Origin of the sequence: Bacteroides sp. ET336 (genome assembly GCF_024733815.1) — a bacterium.
In the GTDB taxonomy this organism is placed as follows: Bacteria; Bacteroidota; Bacteroidia; order Bacteroidales; family Bacteroidaceae; genus Phocaeicola; species Phocaeicola cellulolyticus.
In genome coordinates, this window is the sequence record NZ_JANRHK010000023.1 from 13573 (window position 1) to 35000 (window position 21428).

Annotated in this window: 17 protein-coding genes, 2 tRNA genes and 1 pseudogene; 11 read left to right on the forward strand and 9 right to left on the reverse strand. The window is 42.1% G+C overall.

The genetic code is table 11. The features are described from left to right. Window positions 1-760: 760 nt before the first annotated feature. Window positions 761-1477 (forward strand): iron-sulfur cluster repair di-iron protein, encoded by a 717-nt coding sequence (gene ric / locus NW213_RS15035; protein ID WP_258323286.1) that lies wholly within the window; start codon window positions 761-763, stop codon window positions 1475-1477. 160 nt (window positions 1478-1637) lie between these two features. Here ric and NW213_RS15040 read toward each other — a convergent pair. The 3 genes from NW213_RS15040 to lipB all read right to left on the reverse strand — a co-directional run bounded on the left by NW213_RS15040 (window position 1638) and on the right by lipB (window position 2622). Further along, a tRNA-Lys gene (locus NW213_RS15040) sits at window positions 1638-1710 on the reverse strand. A gap of 35 nt (window positions 1711-1745) precedes the next feature. Continuing rightward, a tRNA-Lys gene (locus NW213_RS15045) sits at window positions 1746-1818 on the reverse strand. A gap of 141 nt (window positions 1819-1959) precedes the next feature. Further along, window positions 1960-2622 carry a lipoyl(octanoyl) transferase LipB gene (gene lipB / locus NW213_RS15050; RefSeq protein WP_258323287.1) on the reverse strand — a complete coding sequence of 221 codons (663 nt, stop codon included), beginning with the start codon at window positions 2620-2622 and terminating at the stop codon, window positions 1960-1962. Between the two features lie 174 nt (window positions 2623-2796). Between lipB and NW213_RS15055 the strand changes: the two genes are divergently transcribed. From NW213_RS15055 to gcvP, 4 genes are read left to right on the forward strand one after another with little or no spacing between them, the layout of a single operon-like run. After that, window positions 2797-3651, forward strand: coding sequence for a DUF3298 and DUF4163 domain-containing protein (locus tag NW213_RS15055; RefSeq protein ID WP_204393148.1), 855 nt, complete (start codon window positions 2797-2799; stop codon window positions 3649-3651). Window positions 3652-3687: 36 nt separating this feature from the next. Next, window positions 3688-4314: a 16S rRNA (guanine(527)-N(7))-methyltransferase RsmG gene (rsmG, locus tag NW213_RS15060; protein WP_235339736.1), complete on the forward strand. Its 627-nt coding sequence runs from the start codon at window positions 3688-3690 to the stop codon at window positions 4312-4314. A gap of 3 nt (window positions 4315-4317) precedes the next feature. Next, window positions 4318-4956, forward strand: a complete 639-nt coding sequence (locus tag NW213_RS15065; RefSeq protein ID WP_258323288.1) for an MBL fold metallo-hydrolase — start codon at window positions 4318-4320, stop codon at window positions 4954-4956. 31 nt (window positions 4957-4987) lie between these two features. After that, window positions 4988-7837: an aminomethyl-transferring glycine dehydrogenase gene (gene gcvP / locus NW213_RS15070; protein ID WP_258323289.1), complete on the forward strand. Its 2850-nt coding sequence runs from the start codon at window positions 4988-4990 to the stop codon at window positions 7835-7837. 113 nt (window positions 7838-7950) lie between these two features. Here gcvP and NW213_RS15075 read toward each other — a convergent pair whose 3' ends face one another. The 6 genes and pseudogenes from NW213_RS15075 to NW213_RS15105 form a co-directional block, all read right to left on the reverse strand. Beyond that, window positions 7951-9072: an ABC transporter permease gene (locus NW213_RS15075; RefSeq protein ID WP_258323290.1), complete on the reverse strand. Its 1122-nt coding sequence runs from the start codon at window positions 9070-9072 to the stop codon at window positions 7951-7953. Between the two features lie 7 nt (window positions 9073-9079). After that, a complete protein-coding gene (locus NW213_RS15080; protein WP_258323291.1) occupies window positions 9080-10186 on the reverse strand; it encodes an ABC transporter permease in 1107 nt (368 codons plus the stop codon). A gap of 5 nt (window positions 10187-10191) precedes the next feature. Continuing rightward, window positions 10192-11849 (reverse strand): annotated as a pseudogene (locus tag NW213_RS17040) (ATP-binding cassette domain-containing protein). A gap of 22 nt (window positions 11850-11871) precedes the next feature. Beyond that, window positions 11872-12762, reverse strand: coding sequence for an HlyD family secretion protein (locus NW213_RS15095; RefSeq protein ID WP_258323293.1), 891 nt, complete (start codon window positions 12760-12762; stop codon window positions 11872-11874). A gap of 77 nt (window positions 12763-12839) precedes the next feature. Further along, the gene (locus NW213_RS15100; protein ID WP_258323294.1) at window positions 12840-14120 is read right to left on the reverse strand and encodes a TolC family protein; all 1281 of its coding nucleotides are present in this window, start codon (window positions 14118-14120) and stop codon (window positions 12840-12842) included. 167 nt (window positions 14121-14287) lie between these two features. Continuing rightward, entirely contained in the window at window positions 14288-15955 is a 1668-nt protein-coding gene (locus tag NW213_RS15105) for a formate--tetrahydrofolate ligase (RefSeq protein ID WP_154042529.1), read from the reverse strand. 82 nt (window positions 15956-16037) lie between these two features. Between NW213_RS15105 and NW213_RS15110 the strand changes: the two genes are divergently transcribed. The 6 genes from NW213_RS15110 to NW213_RS15135 all read left to right on the forward strand — a co-directional run bounded on the left by NW213_RS15110 (window position 16038) and on the right by NW213_RS15135 (window position 21426). Next, on the forward strand, window positions 16038-16526 hold the full coding sequence (locus NW213_RS15110) for a pyridoxamine 5'-phosphate oxidase family protein (RefSeq protein WP_154042528.1): 489 nt from the start codon (window positions 16038-16040) through the stop codon (window positions 16524-16526). An 18-nt stretch (window positions 16527-16544) separates the two neighbouring features. Then, window positions 16545-17702 carry a dicarboxylate/amino acid:cation symporter gene (locus NW213_RS15115; protein ID WP_258323295.1) on the forward strand — a complete coding sequence of 386 codons (1158 nt, stop codon included), beginning with the start codon at window positions 16545-16547 and terminating at the stop codon, window positions 17700-17702. Window positions 17703-18131: 429 nt separating this feature from the next. Continuing rightward, the gene (locus tag NW213_RS15120) at window positions 18132-18260 is read left to right on the forward strand and encodes a hypothetical protein (protein ID WP_258323296.1); all 129 of its coding nucleotides are present in this window, start codon (window positions 18132-18134) and stop codon (window positions 18258-18260) included. Window positions 18261-18459: 199 nt separating this feature from the next. Beyond that, on the forward strand, window positions 18460-19566 hold the full coding sequence (locus tag NW213_RS15125; protein ID WP_258323297.1) for a hypothetical protein: 1107 nt from the start codon (window positions 18460-18462) through the stop codon (window positions 19564-19566). Between the two features lies 1 nt (window position 19567). After that, a complete protein-coding gene (locus tag NW213_RS15130) occupies window positions 19568-20029 on the forward strand; it encodes a hypothetical protein (protein WP_258323298.1) in 462 nt (153 codons plus the stop codon). 11 nt (window positions 20030-20040) lie between these two features. After that, window positions 20041-21426 (forward strand): hypothetical protein, encoded by a 1386-nt coding sequence (locus NW213_RS15135; RefSeq protein WP_258323299.1) that lies wholly within the window; start codon window positions 20041-20043, stop codon window positions 21424-21426. Window positions 21427-21428 lie beyond the last annotated feature (2 nt).

Below are 21428 nucleotides of genomic sequence, written 5' to 3' on the forward strand. Positions count from 1 at the left end.
AATTCCAAACAACTCGCTACATTAACTTTGAACTATCCGGATTTTCCGGATAGTTCATATTATATTATTTCAGTAAACACTCACTAAACAGTCAACAAACACAGTCTAAACATTACTTTTTGTCACAAATCCACAATCATCTCTTACTTTACAAATCAAAACAATCATCATTCTAGGAAGAAAAGTTAAACACACATGCACAAATACTTAACAACTCATCAACTAAAATCAGCAACAACCTTAAACACCACAAATAAATTAACACTCTCCTACCCCAAAAATCAAGAGAAAACGACCGGAAATTCCAACCAAAACGCTTTGAAATCTTAATTTGAATGTCAAAGCATTTTCAAAAGGCTTGCAAAACCTTTGAAAATCTATTGCAAAACAGGAAATTTTATTCTATTTCATCAATAGACAAGAAGACGCACAAAGTATCATAATAACAATAGAAATACATTATTTAAAAACTATTATCACAACAACTACCAAAATCGCTTACACATAATACAATTTCAAGCACAATAAATACAATTTTACCAATTCACAAAACCGTATAAATACGTTTTTTCAGTTTCAATCGAACCATCACACACAAAACAGCCATTCTCAGAAACCAATAATTACAATTTGTCAAAATGACAATTAACATACGTCAGAATATCAATTAACCATTATTATGTAGCCACGTAACAAATGTTACGGTTTGCCCGGCTTATTAACCTTACCTTTGCAGCAAACAATTAAAAAACTAAGCAATATGGATTTAAGAAAGAGAAATGTTGGAGATATAGTAGCCGAAAGATTTGCTACGGCGAGTGTGTTTTATAAGTTTGGAATAGATTTCTGCTGCCATGGTCAAGTTGCCTTGGATGAAGCGTGCAAGAAAGCCAATGTGGACGTAGATACTGTCATTAATGCCATAAATGATAACAACACCGTTTCGGAAGGTGGTATTCCGTTTGCCTCCTGGCCTATCGACCTGCTTATTGACTATGTACTAAAGATACATCACCGCGGCATCAGGAAGAATGGTCCGGTTCTTCTGGAACTGATAGAAAAAGTGAAGAAAGCACATGGAGAGAGACATCCGGAACTGAACGAGCTGTACGAACAGGTCAGCGTTTCGCTTGAAGATCTGGAAAACCATCTGCAGAAAGAAGAGAATGTACTGTTCCCATACCTGCTTGAACTTTTCGACGCATCGGAAAGGAATATCCGCATAGCGCCTATGCACTGTGGCTCGATAGCAAATCCTATAAGGGTTATGAACATGGAACATGAGGCAGAAGGTAACAGATATTTCCGTATCAAGGAAATAACAAACAATTTTGAAGTTCCGCAGGACGGATGCAATACTTACCGCCTGATGATGACGGAACTGGAGAAGTTCGTGAATGCACTGTTCGAACATATACATATTGAAAACAATATCATGTTCCCGAAAAGCCTGGAACTTGAACAAAGAATGTTCTGACATTAGGAAATGTATTTTTAGAAAATGGGGATGCTTCGGCATCCCTTATTTTTTTGAAGACACAAATAAAAAAGCCCTTCAAATCTTCACGATTTAAAGGACTCCTTGTTCGTTTTTTCCGGCCAATGGATTCCCCAATCCAAAAAACCGTCAGTGTACGTACACCCTCAGGGATTCGAACCCTGGACCCACTGATTAAGAGTCAGTTGCTCTACCAACTGAGCTAAGAGTGCATCCACTAAATTATTGTCAAATTTCCCGAAAGAAGTACACCCTCAGGGATTCGAACCCTGGACCCACTGATTAAGAGTCAGTTGCTCTACCAACTGAGCTAAGAGTGCATCATTTTCGATTGCGGGTGCAAATGTATGACTTTTATTTTAATTTACAAAACATTTTAAAGACAATTTTATCCGTTTTTTATCCTTTTAAATACTATCTGGGGGCTTACAGACCGTTCAAGACACACATTATCAGATGGTTTACACCCTCTCGGAAAAAAGACGGAGCAACTCTTCTTTTAGTATGTCCCTGACCTCGTCCATAGGTATTTCGGAGCCCGTTTCCTTGAAAATAGAGGTGACGCCCTTATCTATAAAGCCACACGGATTGATATGGCGGAAATAATTGAGATCAGTATTTACATTGAGAGCAAGACCGTGCATAGTGACAAAATGGCTGCTCCGGACTCCCATAGCACATATCTTTCTTTCGCGTGATGTACCGGTGTCAAGCCATACTCCGGTTGCTCCCGCTACCCTGTCTGACACTATTCCGTAATGCGAGCAGGTACGGATAATGGCTTCTTCAAGCAGGTGGAGATAATCTTTCAGTCCAAGATGGTAGTCCTCCAGACAGAGTATGGGATAACATACCAGCTGTCCTGGACCGTGATACGTGATGTCGCCTCCACGGTCAATACGGAACACCTCGGCTCCTATGCGCGAAAGCATCTCGTCGCTTATCAGCATATTTTCCTGCTTGCCGTGTTTGCCAATTGTATATACGTGCGGGTGGGTACAGAAGATTATACGGTTCTCGTACGGTTGTCCCTCGCTGCGGGCTTTTATTAAAGAATTGAACAATTCCGTCTGCCGTTCCCAGGCTTCGGAATAAGGGATGTGCTTCCAGTCTTCTATTTTCATGGTTATGGGTTTAGTTTAAAACAAAAATATAGGTTTTATCTTAATATTGCAAGATGTAGGGCATAATGCATGCTGCAGATACAGTAAAAAACTATTAAAATGTAAGTATCAGTTTAACTCTTTCAAGAACTTTGTTTATATTTGTATTAAATAGAAATATCACAAAAACAGCTTATGAAAAAAAGAACGGTACTTAATACGACCTTGATGTGTGGGGCGCTTGCGTGTTTCTCATTACAGGGTTGCCAAAATACGGAAACAGCCAAGACAGCAAAAGTGTCAAGCATACAGGCGGATACTCTGGTTTCGCTGAAAGCCGGTGACGAAGCATCGCCAAAATGCAAGGTTTCCATAGACTATATGTATCTTGAGGCCGGAGACGAGAAGGATTCAATTTCTGCCATCATAAATTCCAAAATTCAGAGTATTGCGTTCGGCTATAAATATAGCAATATGGAGCCGAAAGAAGCCATTCCTGCAGTGGTGGGCAAATATACTCAGGACTACAGGGACAAACTTACCAAATTCTATGAGGCTGACGTTCATAACGGAGTGAAACCGGAGGATATCCCTGCATGGTACAACTATGAATATGAGATAACTTCGGAACTGTCGCTCAATAATGACAGTATATGGAACTTTTCGGTATCTACTTTCAAGGATACAGGCGGAGCTCATCCTAACACTACTATAAAATGGGCTAACCTGCTGGCAAAATCTGGAAAGGTGCTTACCAAGGAAGTGGTGTTCAGAAAAGACAAGGAGAAGGAAATAATCGGTCTGATACTGAAGCATCTTATTGACGAGGTGAACCAGAGACTGGAGACTGACACCATAACTTCGCTGGAAGGGCTGAAACAGAACGGCGCGTTGCTGGATGTGGAGCTTTATATTCCTGACAACTTCCTGCTGCTTGAGGACAGGGTTTCGTTCCTCTACAACAGATATGACATAGCTCCGTATTCTATGGGCGAATTCATCATCGACGTGCCATACGCTGAGATTGAAACGATGCTGAACAGAAAATAGCTCTTAATTTTTAATTCTTAATTATTAACTCAATAAATGGAGATTATACAGAAATATTTTCCGGAACTGACCGACACACAGAAGGAACAGTTCATGGCTTTATACGATTTATATACCGACTGGAACAGCAAGATTAACGTGATTTCCAGAAAAGACATTACAAACCTGTACGAACACCATGTACTTCACTCGCTGGGTATCGCCAAGGTGATTAATTTCCGACCGGGCACTGAGATTATGGACTTGGGAACGGGCGGCGGTTTTCCTGGCATTCCGTTGGCCATTATGTTTCCGGACACTCATTTCCATCTGGTAGATAGCATCGGAAAAAAGGTGAAAGTGGCTACTGAAATAGCTTCTGCCATAGGACTGAAGAATGTCACTACACGTCACTGCAGGGCCGAGGAAGAGAAACAGCTGTTCGATTTCGTTGTGAGCCGTGCGGTAATGCCGCTTACAGACCTTCTGAAAATAATCAGAAAGAATATCAGGAAGGAACAGAACAACGCTTTGCCTAACGGACTTATCTGCCTGAAGGGCGGTGAGCTTCAGAACGAGGTGTTGCCTGTGAAACACCAGACAGTGATGTATGATCTGAAAGATTATTTCGAAGAGGAATTCTTCGAGACCAAAAAGGTGGTTTACGTTACTATAAACAAATGATCTATGACTATAAAATGCTTTGAATTCAATATGTTTCCGGTAAACACGTATGTGCTTTCGGACGAAACTAACGAAGCGGTGATAATAGATGCCGGATGTTATTACGAGGAAGAACAGGAGATGCTGAAGCAGTATATCGAAAGAAACGGACTCACCGTGAAACATCTGCTCAACACTCATCTGCATCTGGATCATATATTCGGAAATGCCTTTGTGAGCAGGACTTATGGCGTTATGCCTGAGGCTTCGGCTGACGATGAATTCCTGTTGCCTAAGACTAAGGATTATTGCCGCATGTTCGGAATAGCGATTAACGAGGATGTTCCTGCACTTGGAAAGCAGCTGGCCGACGGTGATGAGGTTTGCTTCGGAAACACGACGCTGAAGGTTATTCAAGCTCCGGGACACTCTCCGGGAAGCCTTGTTTACTATAACGAGAAGGAAGGCTGTCTGTTCTGTGGTGATGTTCTGTTCAGAGGCAGTATAGGAAGAACTGACCTCGACCGTGGCAACTACAGACAGCTGATTGACAGCATAAGCAACCGCCTGTTTACCCTGCCTGACGAGACAAAGGTGTATACGGGACACGGCGAACCTACCACTATAGGAAACGAAAAGATGAACAATCCGTTCTTCAGATAAAAAAACTTACAAACCTAAAACTAATATAACCATGAAAAGTTTCTCATTTGCCGACCGCCATATCGGTATTTCGGAACAGGACATTCCTGTTATGCTCAATAAAATCGGAGTAAAGTCTGTGGATGAACTCATAGAAAAGACCATCCCGTCTGAAATAAGACTTAAAGAGAGACTGCCACTTAAACCTGCCATGAGCGAATATGAGTTTGCCGACCATATAAACCGCATGGCAGCGAAAAACACAAGATTCAAATCGTATATCGGTCAGGGATGGTATGACACTGCCACTCCTGCCGTGATACAGAGAAATGTATTCGAAAATCCTGTGTGGTACACTTCATACACTCCTTATCAGGCTGAAATTTCTCAGGGACGACTTGAGGCTCTTATCAACTTCCAGACTGCAGTGTGCGACCTTACGGCTATGCCGCTTGCCAATTGCTCTTTGCTTGACGAGGCTACTGCCGCTGCCGAGGCTGCCACTATGATGTTCGCGCTTAGAAGCCGCAAGCAGCAGAAGGAAGGGGCTTGTACCCTGTTTGTGGATGAGGAGATTTTCCCGCAAAACCTTGCCGTTATCATGACAAGGGCCATTCCTCAGGGCATGAACGTGAAGACCGGCTCATACAAGGATTTCGAATTTACTCCGGATGTGTTCGGCTGCATCGTGCAATATCCTAACAACAGCGGTAGCGCGGAAGACTACAGGGAGTTCACAGAAAAGGCTCATCAGGCTGAATGCAAGGTGGCTGTGGATGCGGACATCATGTCGCTGGCTCTGCTCGTTCCACCGGGTGAATGGGGTGCCGACATCGTGTTCGGAAGTACTCAAAGGCTGGGTATTCCTATGTTCTACGGAGGTCCGTCGGCTGCTTATTTTGCCACAAGGGACGAATATAAAAGAAATATGCCGGGACGTATCATAGGTCTGTCGAAAGACAAGTATGGACATCTGTGCTATCGTATGGCATTGCAGACACGCGAACAGCATATCAAACGCGAAAAGGCTACATCTAACATTTGTACAGCCCAAGCTTTGCTGGCTACAATGGCAGGATTCTACGCCGTATATCATGGCCAAGAAGGCATTAAGAATATTGCTTCGGGTATTCACAGCACTACGGTTTGGCTTGCTAAACAGCTTTCAAAACTTGGTTATGTGCAGAAGAATGCCGTTTATTTCGACACTCTGAGACTGCAGATGCCTGATCATGTAAAGACTGACGAAATAAAGACTATATCTGTCGGCAAAGGTGTCAATCTGAGATATTTTGACAATGGTGATGTGGGACTGAGCGTAAACGAGACTACATCTGTAGCAGAAGCTAATCTCCTGTTAAGCATTTTTACCATTGCCGCAGAAAAACCTTTCACAGAAACTGCTGAAATTCCTGAAGGATCGGTTATCAAGAAGGATATAAAACGTCAGAGCGGATATCTCACTCACGAGGTGTTCTGCAAGTATCACACTGAGACTGAAATGATGAGATATATCAAGCGTCTGGAACGTAAGGATATTTCTCTGGCTCATTCCATGATTTCACTGGGTTCTTGTACAATGAAGCTGAATGCGGCTTCCGAAATGCTCCCTCTCAGCAATGCGGGGTGGATGAACATGCATCCTCTGGCTCCTGCTGACCAGGCTGAAGGTTATATGGAGCTGATAACAAATCTGTCGGAACAGTTGGCTATTATCACTGGTATGGACGGGGTAACTCTCCAACCTAACTCAGGTGCAGCAGGCGAATATACAGGTCTGCGCGTCATTGCGGCTTATCTGAACAGCATCGGTCAGGGTGACAGGGATATTATTCTTATTCCTGCATCGGCTCACGGAACAAATCCTGCATCGGCTATTCAGGCCGGATTTACCACTGTGACTTGTGCGTGCGACGAACATGGCAATGTGGATGTGGAAGACCTGAAACACAAAGCCGAAGAAAACAAGGATCGTCTGGCAGCACTGATGATTACTTATCCTTCCACTCACGGAATCTTTGAGACCGATATAGTGGAAATCTGCAATATCATACATAACTGCGGTGCACAGGTCTATATGGACGGTGCGAACATGAATGCTCAGGTGGGACTTACCAACCCTGGTACTATCGGTGCGGACGTATGTCATCTGAATCTGCACAAGACATTTGCCAGCCCTCACGGTGGTGGCGGTCCGGGTGTTGGTCCTGTATGCGTGAAATCGCATCTGGTTCCTTTCCTGCCGGGACATGCTTCAACCGGCAATGCTCTGAACGAGGTTTCGGCTGCTCCTTACGGCAGTGCCGGAATCCTGCCTATCACATACGCATATATCTGCATGATGGGTGCTGAAGGTCTGGAGAACGCGACTAAGGCTGCTATCCTCAATGCCAACTATCTGGCTGCATGCCTGAACGACACTTACGGAATAGTATATAGAGGTACAAACGGATTTGTGGGACACGAAATGATACTTGACTGCAGAAGACTGCATGAGGAAAGCGGTATCGACGAAAACGATATATCAAAGCGTCTGATGGATTACGGTTATCATGCTCCTACCCTTTCATTCCCTGTTCACGGCACTCTTATGATTGAACCAACCGAGAGTGAAAGCCTTGCAGAGCTTGACAACTTTGTAGATACAATGCTGAGTATCTGGAATGAGATTGAGGAAGTGAAGAACGGAACCGCTTCTGCAGAAGACAATGTTCTGAAGAATGCGCCTCATCCGGAATATGAAGTGGTGGAAGGTGAATGGGATCATCCTTACACACGCGCAAAAGCTGTATATCCGCTGGAAAGCGTAAGACAGAACAAGTTCTGGATAAATGTGGCAAGAATAGACAATACACTGGGCGACCGCAAGCTGTTACCGACACGGTATGGGTCGTTTGAATGAATTAATAATGAATAATTAATAATAAAAAATGGCGGGATTGTACTCTCGCCATTTTTTGTTTAATTGTATAATTATTTTACTTCAAATCTTCTCTAAAAACTAACAAATAATACTCAAATCCTCTTCCTATACCCCAATATCGCCCAAGCATTGAACACCACGGCAAAACCGCATAGGGACAGGAAATACGGAACGAGTTCGGCAAAACCGCTGCCTTTGAGATATACCATACGCATGACGCTGATAAAATATTTCAACGGATTGAATATGGTTATATACTGTGCCCAGTCCGGCATACTGGCTACGGGAGTGAGAAGTCCGCTCATAAGCAGGAATATCATTATGAAGAAGAACATCACGAACATGGCCTGCTGCATGGTATCAGAATAATTGGATACTACAAGTCCCATACCTGATACGGCAACGATATATACCACAGCGAATAGATATATCGTCAGAAGGCTGCCAACAGGTATCAGTGAATATACAAACACAGCCAGCAACATACAGAGTGTAAAGACTATAAGACCTATACACCAGTAAGGTATCAGCTTGGCAAGTATGAACTGCATACGGCTTGCAGGAGTCACGTTTATCTGCTCTATTGTGCCTGCTTCCTTCTCGCCCACAATATTGAATGCAGGGAGAAATCCGGTTATCATGGTGAGAAGCATCACCATTATGGCAGGAACCATAAATACTTTATAGTCAAGATGCGGATTGAACTTGTATTGGGGCATAATCCTGAATGACTTTCCCACTGAACTTATTACAGCCGGTTGAGACATCATCATTTCCTCGGACATAGATGTAGCGAAATCATTGACTATCGTAGAAAGATAGCTGCTGCCCAGAATTCCCTTGGTCCCGTTTACGGAGTTTGACGAAATCATCACACCGGCTACTCTCTCTGTCTGTAGATCTTTCTCGAATCCGTCCGGAATGTCGAGTATTATATCTGCCTTTCCGGCATCAACGTCTCTTAGGGCTTCCTCACTACCGTCGGACACCGACTGGAAGATAAAATATCCTGATGAAACCACCTTACGCACCAGTTCGTCTGATGTCACGCTGCGGTCGTTGTCAACCACAGTAAGACGGATATTCGTCACTTCCTGATTTGCAGCCCAGGGCATGATAAGCATCATGAAAAGAGGCATGGCTATTATCATCTTGGGAATGAACTTGTTCCTCATTATCTGCTTGAATTCTTTTTCCAACAAATACTTCAGCATAGACATTTCAGTTTAAACGGTTCTTGAATGTTTTCAGACTAAGTGCCACTAGGGCCACTGTGAAAAAAAGCAGTATTCCTATCTCCTTTAGTACGAACTGTATCTCTGCTCCCTGAATCATTATCTTTCTGATGGCATCGACATACCATCTTGCGGGAACTATGGCAGAAAGGCACTGTAGCGGAATGGGCATGCTTTCTACAGGAAATATCAGACCGGAAAGGAGCATGACGGGCATCATAAGTCCCATTCCTGATACGAGCATGGCTGCCACCTGGGTATTCACTACATTGGAGATAAGCAGTCCGAGCGACAATGCAAGGAAAATGAATATCACCGATACGAAAAACAGCAGAGACAGACTGCCGGCAATCGGTACTCCGAGCACATAGACCGAAAGGAGGAGTATGGTTATAAGGTTTACCAGTGACAGCGTGAAATATGGTGTTACCTTCGAAAGAATGATATATATCGGTTTCATAGGTGAGACAAGGAGAATCTCCATTGTGCCGTTCTCCTTTTCGCGCACAATGGCTATTGAGGTCATCATGGCACAGATAAGCATGAGTATCATTCCCATTACTCCGGGAACGAAGTTGTATGCACTCTCTGCCTGAGGATTGTAAAGCATCCTTATTTCGGGTATTATACGGCATGGGACACTGCTACCTTCGGACAGTTCCTGCATGCTCTGTGCAAGGATATTGGATGCATAGCCTGTTATCATTGACGCCTGATTAGGTTCCGTACCGTCGGTAATAAGCTGCACGGCGGCATCGCCTCCCTTATGGAGTTCATTTTCGAAATCATCGCTGAACACCATGACAAGGCCAATCTCGCCATACTTGAATACATCGTTTATGCGTGATACATCCCGGATTTCCTCGGCAATGGTGAAATATTCACTGGCATCGAAACGTTCATTTATGGCTCTGGTCTCCATGCTTTGCGAAGGATCGAACACAGCAACCTTGGTGTTTCTCACTTCGGTGGTAATGGCAAAACCAAACAGAAGCATCTGTACCATGGGCATACCCAGGAGGATAAGCATTGTTCTGGAATCGCGGAATATGTGAAGGAATTCCTTTCGGACAAATGTAATAAACTGTTTCATAACTGTCAATCTCCTTTTCGTGTAGCTTCGCGTGCCAACATGCGGAATACTTCGTCCATGTCCGACACACCAAATTTGTTACGCAGAGCCATAGGGCTGTCCAGTGCCTTTATCCTGCCATCTACCATAATGGAGACGCGGTCGCAGTATTCGGCCTCATCCATATAGTGAGTGGTGACAAACACCGTGATACCGCTTGACGCCGCACCGTATATCTGTTCCCAGAAACGGCGGCGCGTGATAGGATCTACCCCACCAGTTGGCTCATCAAGAAATACTATCTTGGGATTATGGAAAGTGGATACGGCAAATGCAAGTTTCTGTTTCCAGCCCAAAGGAAGGTCGCACACTATGGTGTCGCGCTCTGATTCCATATCTATACTGCGGAGAACTGCATCAGTCTTTTCGGCTATTTCCTTATCCTTCATACCGTAAATACCTCCGTACAGACGCAGGTTCTCCCATACTTTCAGATCTTCATACAATGAGAATTTCTGGCTCATATAGCCGATATTGCGCTTTACCTTTTCAGGTTCGCTATCTATGTCGAAACCTGCCACTGTTCCCTTACCCTCCGTAGGACGGCTCAGTCCGCAAAGCATTCGCATAGCTGTAGTCTTGCCCGCCCCGTTGGCACCAAGGAAACCGAAGATTTCTCCTTTCCTTACGTTGAATGTAATATGATCGACTGCCGTAAAATCGCCAAACATCTTGGTAAGGTTCTCGGCCTGTATAACGTATTCTTCTTTCATTGCCCTTCCTCCTTTAACATCAACATGAAACAGTCTTCCACTGTAGGCTTAATCTCTGTAATATCAATATTTCCGTATCCCTTATTAATCAGATATTCGTTGAGTATAGCGGCTGTCGCACTTTCAACCATAGTGACATGATAGCTTGCTCCGAATGAGAATGATGATTTCACATACGGGCAGGAACGCAGGTCGTTCAGCAGTCCGTGCATATTGTCTGCTGTGACTGACCATAGTTTTTGCGGATAGGATGCTATGATATTCTCCGGAGAGTCTATACGAAGGAATTTTCCGTTCTGCATCAGCGCTATTCTGTCACAAAGTCTGGCTTCGTCCATATACGGCGTTGAGACTATAATGGTTATACCCTGGCTCTTCAGTTTCAGAAGCATTTCCCAGAATTCCTTTCTTGATACGGGGTCTACTCCTGTTGTAGGCTCGTCAAGGAAGAGGACTTTCGGTTTATGGATAAGGGCACAGCTAAGTGCCAGTTTCTGCTTCATACCTCCCGACAGTTTTCCTGCCCGACGTGTCCTGAAGGGTTCGATATGCTTGTAGATATCTTCTATCAGATGGTAATTTTCCTTTACAGTAGTATTGAATACCGTAGCAAAGAAATTCAGGTTTTCCTCTACGGTCAAGTCCTGATACAATGAGAATTTGCCGGGCATATACCCTATTATATTACGTACTGCGGCATAGTCCTTCACCACATCAAGACCTTCAATCACGGCACTGCCACTGTCCGGCAATATCAGTGTGGTGAGGAGACGGAAGAGTGTAGTCTTCCCCGCTCCGTCCGGACCTATGATACCGAAGAGTTCGCCTTTCGGAACATCAAAGCTGACATTGTCGAGCGCCTTGATTGAACTATATGATTTTGATAATTGAGATACTGATACTGAGGACATTTTTTGAATTAAGAATTAATAATTAAAAACTCACCTCCCCATACATTCCGCGCTTGATATATCCGTCGTTCTGTACCTTAATCTTGACGGCATATACCAGGTTTGCACGTTCATCCCGTGTCTGGATGGTCTTCGGAGTAAACTCTGCCTTGTCTGAAATCCATGAAATTACTCCGCGGTATTCCTTTCTGTCGGAGTCACCGCTGTCGGCAAAAACCTTTACTTCCTGACCAATCTTCAGACCGGTAATCTGTCCGGATGTGATATAGGCTTTCAGATACATATCGTTGATATTTGCCACCTTGAACAGAGTGCGTCCCTGTACGGCAAGTTCTCCTTTTTCTACATACTTGGCCATAACTGTTCCGTCAACCGGTGATGCGATAGTACTTTTACTTATCATATCGTTCGTAAGTGCTATCTGAGCCTTCAAGGCTTCTGCCTGAGCTTTGGCATTGGCATTACCGTTTCTCAATGTTTCGGTCTGTGCATCCAACTGTTTCTCCAAAAGATTGATGGCAGCAGTGATATCATCCAACTGCTTACGGTTTCCGGCATTGGCGTTTACTAGATTTCCGAATCGGGTCTGTTCCTTTTTCTGTGTAGCAATCTGCTGACGTATGGCTGCTGTCTGTCTCTCCACATCACATATACGGCTTTCTGTCGCCTTTACATTGGCCTCAAGCTGAAGCCTCTGAAGGTAAAGCTGTACGGTATCAATATATCCCACAGGCTTACCTGCAGTAACTTCCGTACCTTCGTCTATATCAAGTTCCATAATCTCACCGGCCACTCTTGCCGATACCATTACTTCTGTCACTTCGAATACTCCCGAAGCATCGTACTTACTGTCGCTTCCCGAACATGCTGTCAGGAGAGCCATTACTGATATAATAGAAAGAATGTTTCTCATATTTCCCTGTTTTTTTATGTATTGAAAAGTTTTTGCAAAGTGTTTTAAAAGGCTTTTAAATGGTGTTTAAACAGTATTTAAAAGTCGTTCATCACATATTTGAAATCATAGATGGCAAGCATAAGCTGTATCTCATGCAGAATCTTTGTCTGTATGGCAGCATGCTCCGAATTGATGTCACGCATAAGATCTGTACCGGATATGGTGCCGTTGGCTATCTTTGCCTCCGATGCTTTTCTGATTGAAGTCTTCAGGCGGATAATCTCGTCATCGTACTTTATCTGATCCATGTATTTGTCTATTGCAAGCTCTTTCTGCGTCTTGTCAATATCAGTATTGAAGAGAAAGAGTTCACGCTGGTTTTCCACCATATCTATATTGTTGCGTATCAGCTTTCTCTGACTTTTCAGAGAATAGAAGTTGCCGATATTCCAGTTCAGCTTTATTCCGGCTATGTAGTATGGAGCAAACTTATTTTCGAACATATCAAGTCCCGGTTTGCCATATCCTCCTGTGGCGAAAACACTCAGGCGGGGATAAAGCCCTGAATTGATACGGTTATAATCGCTTCTGTACTTCATCACCTGCGCATCGAACAGGCTCATCTCCGGTCGTCCGAAAGCATCGCTCTGCGTTGGACGTTCCGGCAAAGGTTTCACTAATCTGGTGTCGCCATCTATCTCCATTCCTGTCAGTTTGGCTAGAATTGTTATATATGTGTTCCTTGCCGTTACAAAGTCTATTTCGTTCTGCTCGGCCTTAATCATATCTACCTTTATGGCATCCAGATCTGACTGGTTGGCAATTCCGTTCTTTGTGTACGACTCCACCTGAGAATAGTTGTCTGCAAGTATTTTTTTCAGAAGTCTGTTCTGTTCTATCTGGGCATCGGCAAGCAGAATTCCGAAATATATCTGGTTAATCCTTTCATTAACGGCATAGAGGCTGACCTCAATATTACTCTTTTCCACTTCGGAAGATGATTTCACCGCTTCTTTAGATGATTTGATTGCCCCACCATCCCAAATAGTCTGATTGAGGTCGAGCGATATACCGTACTGATCCTGGCTGAGATGAGGAATCTCCACTCCCTTAAAACCCATAGCTTCAAGGTCGATAGGTATCTTTGTAACGTCGGACTGATATGTGGCTTTAGATGAGAACATCAGCTGAGGAAGATACCCCTTGTTGAGATTATCAATATTATATTCCTTAGTCTTCTCCACCAGACCAAGCTTTCTGATTAGAGGATAATTCTCCCTGGCTTTGCTGTAACACTCCTCTATGGTTATACTCGCCTGTCCGAAGCACAATGCAGATAAGGCTACTGCAATGGCGGTAGTGCATAGTCTTTTCATTCTATAACATAATATTAATTAGTGTCTTAAAATTATCATTTTATTTTAAGTATAACAAGATACGATACTTTATTTTTTAAAAGACAAAAAAAAATCTGCCACGGACATAACATCCATGGCAGACTACTTAACTTTCTATAAATTCTTTTATTCCTTTAACTTCAAAATCAAGACAAGCCCTCTATTTCACCGTTAACGATATCAATGTGAAGTGCCTGTGGTTCCTTAGGCAATCCCGGCATACGCATCATTTCACCTGCAACGATTACCAACATCTCAGCTCCGGCATTGATTACTATATCGCGCACTGCGAAGTTGAATCCTGATGCCACTCCATACAGTTTCGGATCTGTAGAGAACGAATACTGTGTCTTGGCTATACATATAGGGAAGTGACTGAATCCGAGTTCTTCTATCATCTTCAGTTTCTTTCTAGCGGCAGGCCCGAACAATACCTGTTTAGCGCCGTAAAGTTCGCATGCCACTTTAGTGACTTTAACCTCTACTGAGTCTTCTTCATCGTATGCAAATGAGAGAGGAGCAGACGGCTTGTTCTCTATAGTATCAACTACAAGGTTTGCAAGCTCAACAGCACCTGCACCACCTTCGGCAAATGCATTGTTAACGGCAAATCCTACTCCCATTTCTTCGCAGTGCTGACGAACGAAGTTGATTTCTTCCTCAGTGTCGTTTGCATAACGGTTGAATGCCACAACTACAGTCTGTCCGAACGACTGAAGGTTCTCAATATGCTTGTCAAGGTTCTTCACTCCCTCGCGCAATCCTTCAAGGTTAGGTTCCTTAATCTTGTCAATTTCAACTCCACCATGCATCTTCAATCCCTGAGCAGTTGCAACAATCACTGTAAGCTTAGGCTGCAGACCTGCCTTGCGGCACTTGATGTCATAGAATTTTTCTGCACCCAGGTCGGCACCGAATCCGGCTTCTGTAATTACATAGTCACCGAAAGTCATTGCAAGCTTGGTAGCAAGAACAGAGTTACATCCGTGTGCTATATTGGCGAACGGACCTCCGTGAACGAATGCAGGAGTAGCCTCTGTAGTCTGTACAAGGTTTGGAGAAAGAGCATCCTTCAGCAACACTGTTATGGCACCTGCCACTCCAAGATCTTTCACTGTGAAAGGCTTGTTATCGATAGTAAAGCCAAGGAGAATATTCTCTATTCTGCGGCGAAGGTCAGCCTCATCCTTTGCAAGACAGAGAATAGCCATGATTTCCGATGCAGGAGTGATATCAAAACTTGATTCGCGTGTGATACCGTTTGTCTTGCCGCCAAGACCTGTAACGATATATCTCAATCCACGGTCGTTTACGTCGAGCACTCTGTTCCACAACACTTCCTTCATGGCAAAACCGTTGTCCTGGTTCTGATACATGTAGTTGTCAAGAAGTGCTGCAATCATGTTATGTGCAGAAGTGATGGCGTGGAAGTCGCCAGTGAAATGAAGATTGATTTTCTCCATAGGAAGAACCTGTGCATAACCACCTCCGGCTGCACCACCCTTCATACCGAAACATGGGCCGAGTGAAGGCTCGCGCAATGCACAGATAGCTTTCTTGCCTATCTTGTTAAGTCCCAATGCCAGACCTATTGACACTGTAGTCTTACCGATACCTGCCTTTGTAGGAGTAATGGCTGTAACCAGAATAAGGTTACTGTTTTTTACTTTCTCTTCATCTATTATTTCTTCCGAAACTTTAGCCATGTAGCGTCCGTAGTGTGTGACATATTCCAATGGCATTCCGAAATTTGCGGCAACCTGTTTGATTTTGGTTAACTCAATACTGCGTGCGATTTCTATATCTGATTTCATATTCTTATTTTTAGATGCTTGCAAAGGTAAGAAAAAAAACTTTATATTTGTGAATGAAACAACAAAGTAATATACACTAACTATGGAATTTAGCAATAAAGAAGTCCGCCGTCAGGACAGATTACTTGACGAAAAGCGTGCAATGGAGATAATAAAAGAAGGTGAATATGGCATTTTGTCAATGGTGAGCGAAGACGCAGACGGTGCTTACGGAATACCGTTGAGCTACGTTTGGGACAGGGGAAACTCGATATACATCCACTGTGCCCCGGTAGGCAGAAAGCTGAAATGTATTGATGCGAACCCTAACGTGTCATTCTGCGTGGTTGGAAAAACCAAAATTCACCCTGACAAGTTTACCACCGGCTATGAGAGTGTAGTGATGAAATGTACCGCACATCACAGTCTGCACGAAGCGGAACGTATGTCGGCACTTTCACTGTTCATAAGCAAGTATTGTCCCGACCATAAGATTATGGGTATGGAATACGCCAACAAATCTTTCCACCGCACAGAGATTATCAGACTGGATATAGAAAGCATAAGCGGAAAAAGCAAAGCCATGTTCTAAACTTAAAACTACAACAACATGAAACTGAAAAGACCCGGACTACTTACTCAGATTATAATAGCCATAGTGTTAGGTATCGGAGCTGGAATCATATCACCTGCCCTGCCTGTAAGATTTTTCGTTACATTCAACGGACTGTTCAGCGAATTTCTGGCATTCATCATTCCTCTTATAATAGTGGGACTTGTGGCTCCCGCCATTGCTGATATCGGCAAGGGAGCAGGAAAGATGCTTGCCGTAACTGCACTGCTGGCTTACGGAGCTACACTTTTCTCCGGGTTTACTTCATACGCCGTGGGTGAGACTTTCTTCCCGATGCTCATAACAAGGGATATTCCGCTTTCGGAAATCAGTGAGGCAAACGGGGTGGTACCGTTCTTCACCATCGACATTCCCGAACCACTGAATGTGATGACGGCGCTCGTCATGGCTTTCACTCTTGGACTGGGAATGGCTAACCTCAATACGAGCTATCTGAAAAATGCTTTCGTCGATTTCAAGGATATTATCGTAAAGACCATCCAGAAGGTTATCCTTCCGCTGTTGCCGATATACATCTTCGGCATATTCTTCAATATGACACACTCGGGACAGGTGTTCCACGTGTTGAGTGTGTTCATCAAGATTATCGGAATAATCTTCATCCTTCATATACTTCTGTTGGTTTTCCAATATGTGATAGCAGGACTGATAGCAGGCAAAAACCCTTTCAAGGTGCTTGCAAACATGATGCCGGCCTATTTCACAGCACTGGGTACGCAGTCATCTGCCGCCACCATACCGGTAACGCTGAAACAGACAGTAAAGAACGGAGTGAACGAAGATACCGCAGGATTTGTGATACCTCTGTGTGCCACGATACATCTGTCGGGAAGTACGATGAAGATTGTGGCATGTGCCCTTGCTCTGATGATGATGCAAGACATACCTTACGACTTCAAGATGATGTCGGGATTCATATTCATGTTGGGAATAACCATGGTTGCAGCTCCGGGTGTACCAGGCGGAGCTATTATGGCATCATTGGGAATACTGTCATCAATGCTTGGATTCGATGATAACGCCCAAGCACTGATGATAGCACTTTATATTGCAATGGACAGCTTCGGCACAGCATGCAATGTAACAGGCGACGGTGCGCTGGCTGTCATTATAGACCGCTGGTTCAGAAAATAAGAAATTTTGACCTTACAAAGTTACCGTTACACGTTCGTGTAACGAGCGGAACACGAAGGTGCTACGCGCGTAACACGGTCGTGTTTCACGCGTGACACGAACGTGTTACGCTATTTTTTTGCCGATATTTAAATAAATATGAACTGTTTCACAATCTTTTTCCTTTCTATAAATAAAAAAAGAATATAAAATCACGATTTTTAATATAAAATTATTAACTTTGTTCCGTTTCCCTCATGTCGGTATCTGTTAAGATGCGGATTGGGTGGGAACTATACATACAGGCGTTTACTGGACGCTTTGGTTTTGACAATGTAAGAATCTCGCAAATTCAGACTGTTCGTCAAAAACAAAGCAACGTGAACGCCCCGTGGGATGTTTATATGTAACCAGAACTGTACCTGAAATAAAACAACATAGGTACGGGTAATGGTGTATTATATATACAGACATCGACGTGGGGCTTTCGACGTTGCTCGTTTCGACGAACAGGGCAATGCGAGAGCCTTTACATTGTGGAACGAGCGACAGGACTGGCTCCACGTTTTTTATGTATAGAAACAAACAAACCTTAAATACAAACTATGGCAGTAACGGAGCCGGCTGACATAAAATAAATTAACCGCCCATGCTGCATATCTTAACTGTTTTGTATAGCAAAATTTTGGGGAGAAATATCAAATGCACTGTTCCCCCACTCCATGTCATTATAACGATAATTGTTTGCATTCTATTTACAAGTTGCAAAGAACAACTTGTGATTGATTCATTGCCAGTCTATCCTATAAAATTAATTCAAAAACCTAAATTGAATGTGTTCATTGAAAATTCAGGTAGCATGGATGGGTATATGTGTGATGGAAGTGAATTCAAGGATGCAGTATATAGCTATGTCAATAATCTGAATAGATATGCTGATACAACGAAACTGTTTTTCATTAATTCCAATATCATACCATATAATAACGAGTTATCAGGTTTTGTAAAGGATCTTAATCCACAATCATTCAGGAGAGCAGGTGGAAATAGGTCTAATTCTGATATTGGGGAAATGCTAGAAAAAATAATTAAGAGTGTTTCGGACACTACTGTTTCTGTTTTTATTTCAGATTGTATTTTAGATCTTCCACAAAATGCTATGAACTTTCTTAATATCAAAAAGGAAGAAATATCAAATTGTATATATAATAAAAGAAAGAACTTACCTAATCTGTCTGTGAAAATCTTGAAAATGCAATCAAAATTCAATGGTATGTATTATTATTCAAGAGGGATGGGAAACCCTGAAAGAATTATTAATGAAAAGAGACCATATTATATATGGCTCATAGGAACGAATAATAACCTTTCATTTTTTGAAAATAAAGTTTCATCCTCAGAAATAAAGTATGAATTCATGAATGAAATAGCTTTTTCCCCATATATAGCTGTACCTTTTGAAGTTTCAAATAAAGGACAAAGCAAAGTACTCAATGCCATAAATGGGAAATATGAAATATTGATAAAGGCTGATTTTCGGCCTACGTTAAGTATCAATACAGATATAGAAAATATAAATAACTATCAAGCCTACTCACCTGATGTAAAAGTATGTGAGGTTCGTAAAATAACGGCAGAAAGCCTGTATTCCCATTACATAAAAGTCTTGATAGAAGAAGAAACGAGAGTTAGGGAAGAGAATATCAGATTCAAGACATCTGGAATACCTCAATGGGTAATTGAAACAAATGACACCTCCGGATGTGATATTAAAAAGAATATGAATAAAACTACAGGAATATTATCACTGATAGAAGGTGTGGCAGACGCATACAAAGAAGAAACTATAAATACAAATTTTAAATTTTCATTAAAACGTAATTAAAATGGGACACTTTTGGGGCAGCATTTATTGCTGGTTTTTCGAGGATTTTTACGGGCTACCGTTAGCAGACTATTTGTGGGGTATATCATCTCCACATCAAACAGGGAACATGTATTTTGGCATTGGTTTGTCTATGGTATCTATCAGTCTTGTGGTGGCTGTGATATTTTATTACATAATTAATCATCCGAAATTAAACAATTGGTGGGGATGGGGAATATTTTTATTTTTCAATGCTGTTGTCAACTTTTTTGTCGGTTGGCAATGGGTTCTGAAAGACTATTATGCAGGGAAATTGGTAACTATAAGTCCTGAGACAAATTTAGAAGAAGCTCTACCTATACAGGAAACAGACTTGCTTTGCTTCGGAGTATCCAATATGCTTCTGTCAATAATATTTTTCTTTATAATCTCTTTAATAATAAAATGGTGGAGCAGCAGTTGCCCTAAAGCTCCGTTTTAAAATACAAACGTATGGCAAAATTATATATTTTCGGTATTGGAGGGACTGGGTCAAGAGTTCTAAGATCATTAACTATGTTAATGGCTTCTGGAGTAAGTTTAGATATCAACGAGATTGTACCTATCATTATTGACCCCGATGTTGCTAATGCAGATTTAACAAGGGCTGCATCTCTAATGAATAAATATCATACATTGCGCTCAAATTTGCATTTTGGTGATGATAATTCCAATGTTTTTTTCAAAGTTGAGTTGAACAAGATATTCCCCAACTATCTATTGAATATAAAAAATACGGACAGTATTTCATTTCAGCAGTTTATAGACTATGCTTCCATGTCAAAAGAAAACCAAGCATTGACCAAGATGCTGTTTTCAGAAAAAAATTTACAATCATCAATGGAGGTTGGTTTCAAAGGGAACCCAAACATAGGAAGTGTAGTGTTAAACCAAATTGTAAATTCAGATGAATTCGAAAAATTTGCGAATTCTTTTCAAAGTGGAGATAAGATATTCATCATCAGTTCTATATTTGGAGGAACCGGTGCAAGTGGTTTCCCTTTGTTGCTGAAAACCCTTCGTATCGGAAAGTCATTTCCTAACTTCAATTTGATTAATCAGGCTAATATCGGAGCATTAACTGTCCTTCCATACTTCAAATTAAATCCGAGCGACGAAAGCGAGATTGATTCATCAACATTCATTTCAAAAACGAAATCAGCCTTAGCTTATTACGAGGAGGACATAATTAAAAGCGGAAGTATCAATTCGTTGTATTATCTTGCTGATGATATTTCAAACACATACAATAATTGTGAGGGAGGAGCATCTCAAGCTAATGATGCTCACTTAATAGAGTTCCTTGGAGCTACTGCCATTATAGATTTTGCAAATAGTCCACTGTCAGAAACGACTAACAAAGAATTAGGTATTAAAGACATATCTGGTGATGTATCTTTTGATTCATTTTATTCCAATATGCGAGGAATGCTTTACAATCCGTTGGTTCAATTCACCATGATGGCAAATGCTCTGTTAGACAAACCAGATTATTTTACATCATCAACATTTGCAGCCAACCGTTTCTTCAATGATTTTTATGATAAGGCTTTTTATTCAGAATTAAAAGGATTCTGTCAAAAGTACAGAGAATGGTTGATTGAAATGAAAAGAAATAAACGTTCTTTGGATTTATTCAATACAAATTGCGGGAACAAACCTTTTGACATGATTACGGGAGTAAAGCCTAGAAGAATTATAAGTCACTTGTCTGATTACGATTTGGTAGCAGACAGACTTAATTCTGCTATACGTAACTGTAAGAGTAAGGATAAAGAGGATTTATTTCTGGAAATGTTTTATACGGGAACTAAAAAATTAATAAAGGAAAAATTATAATT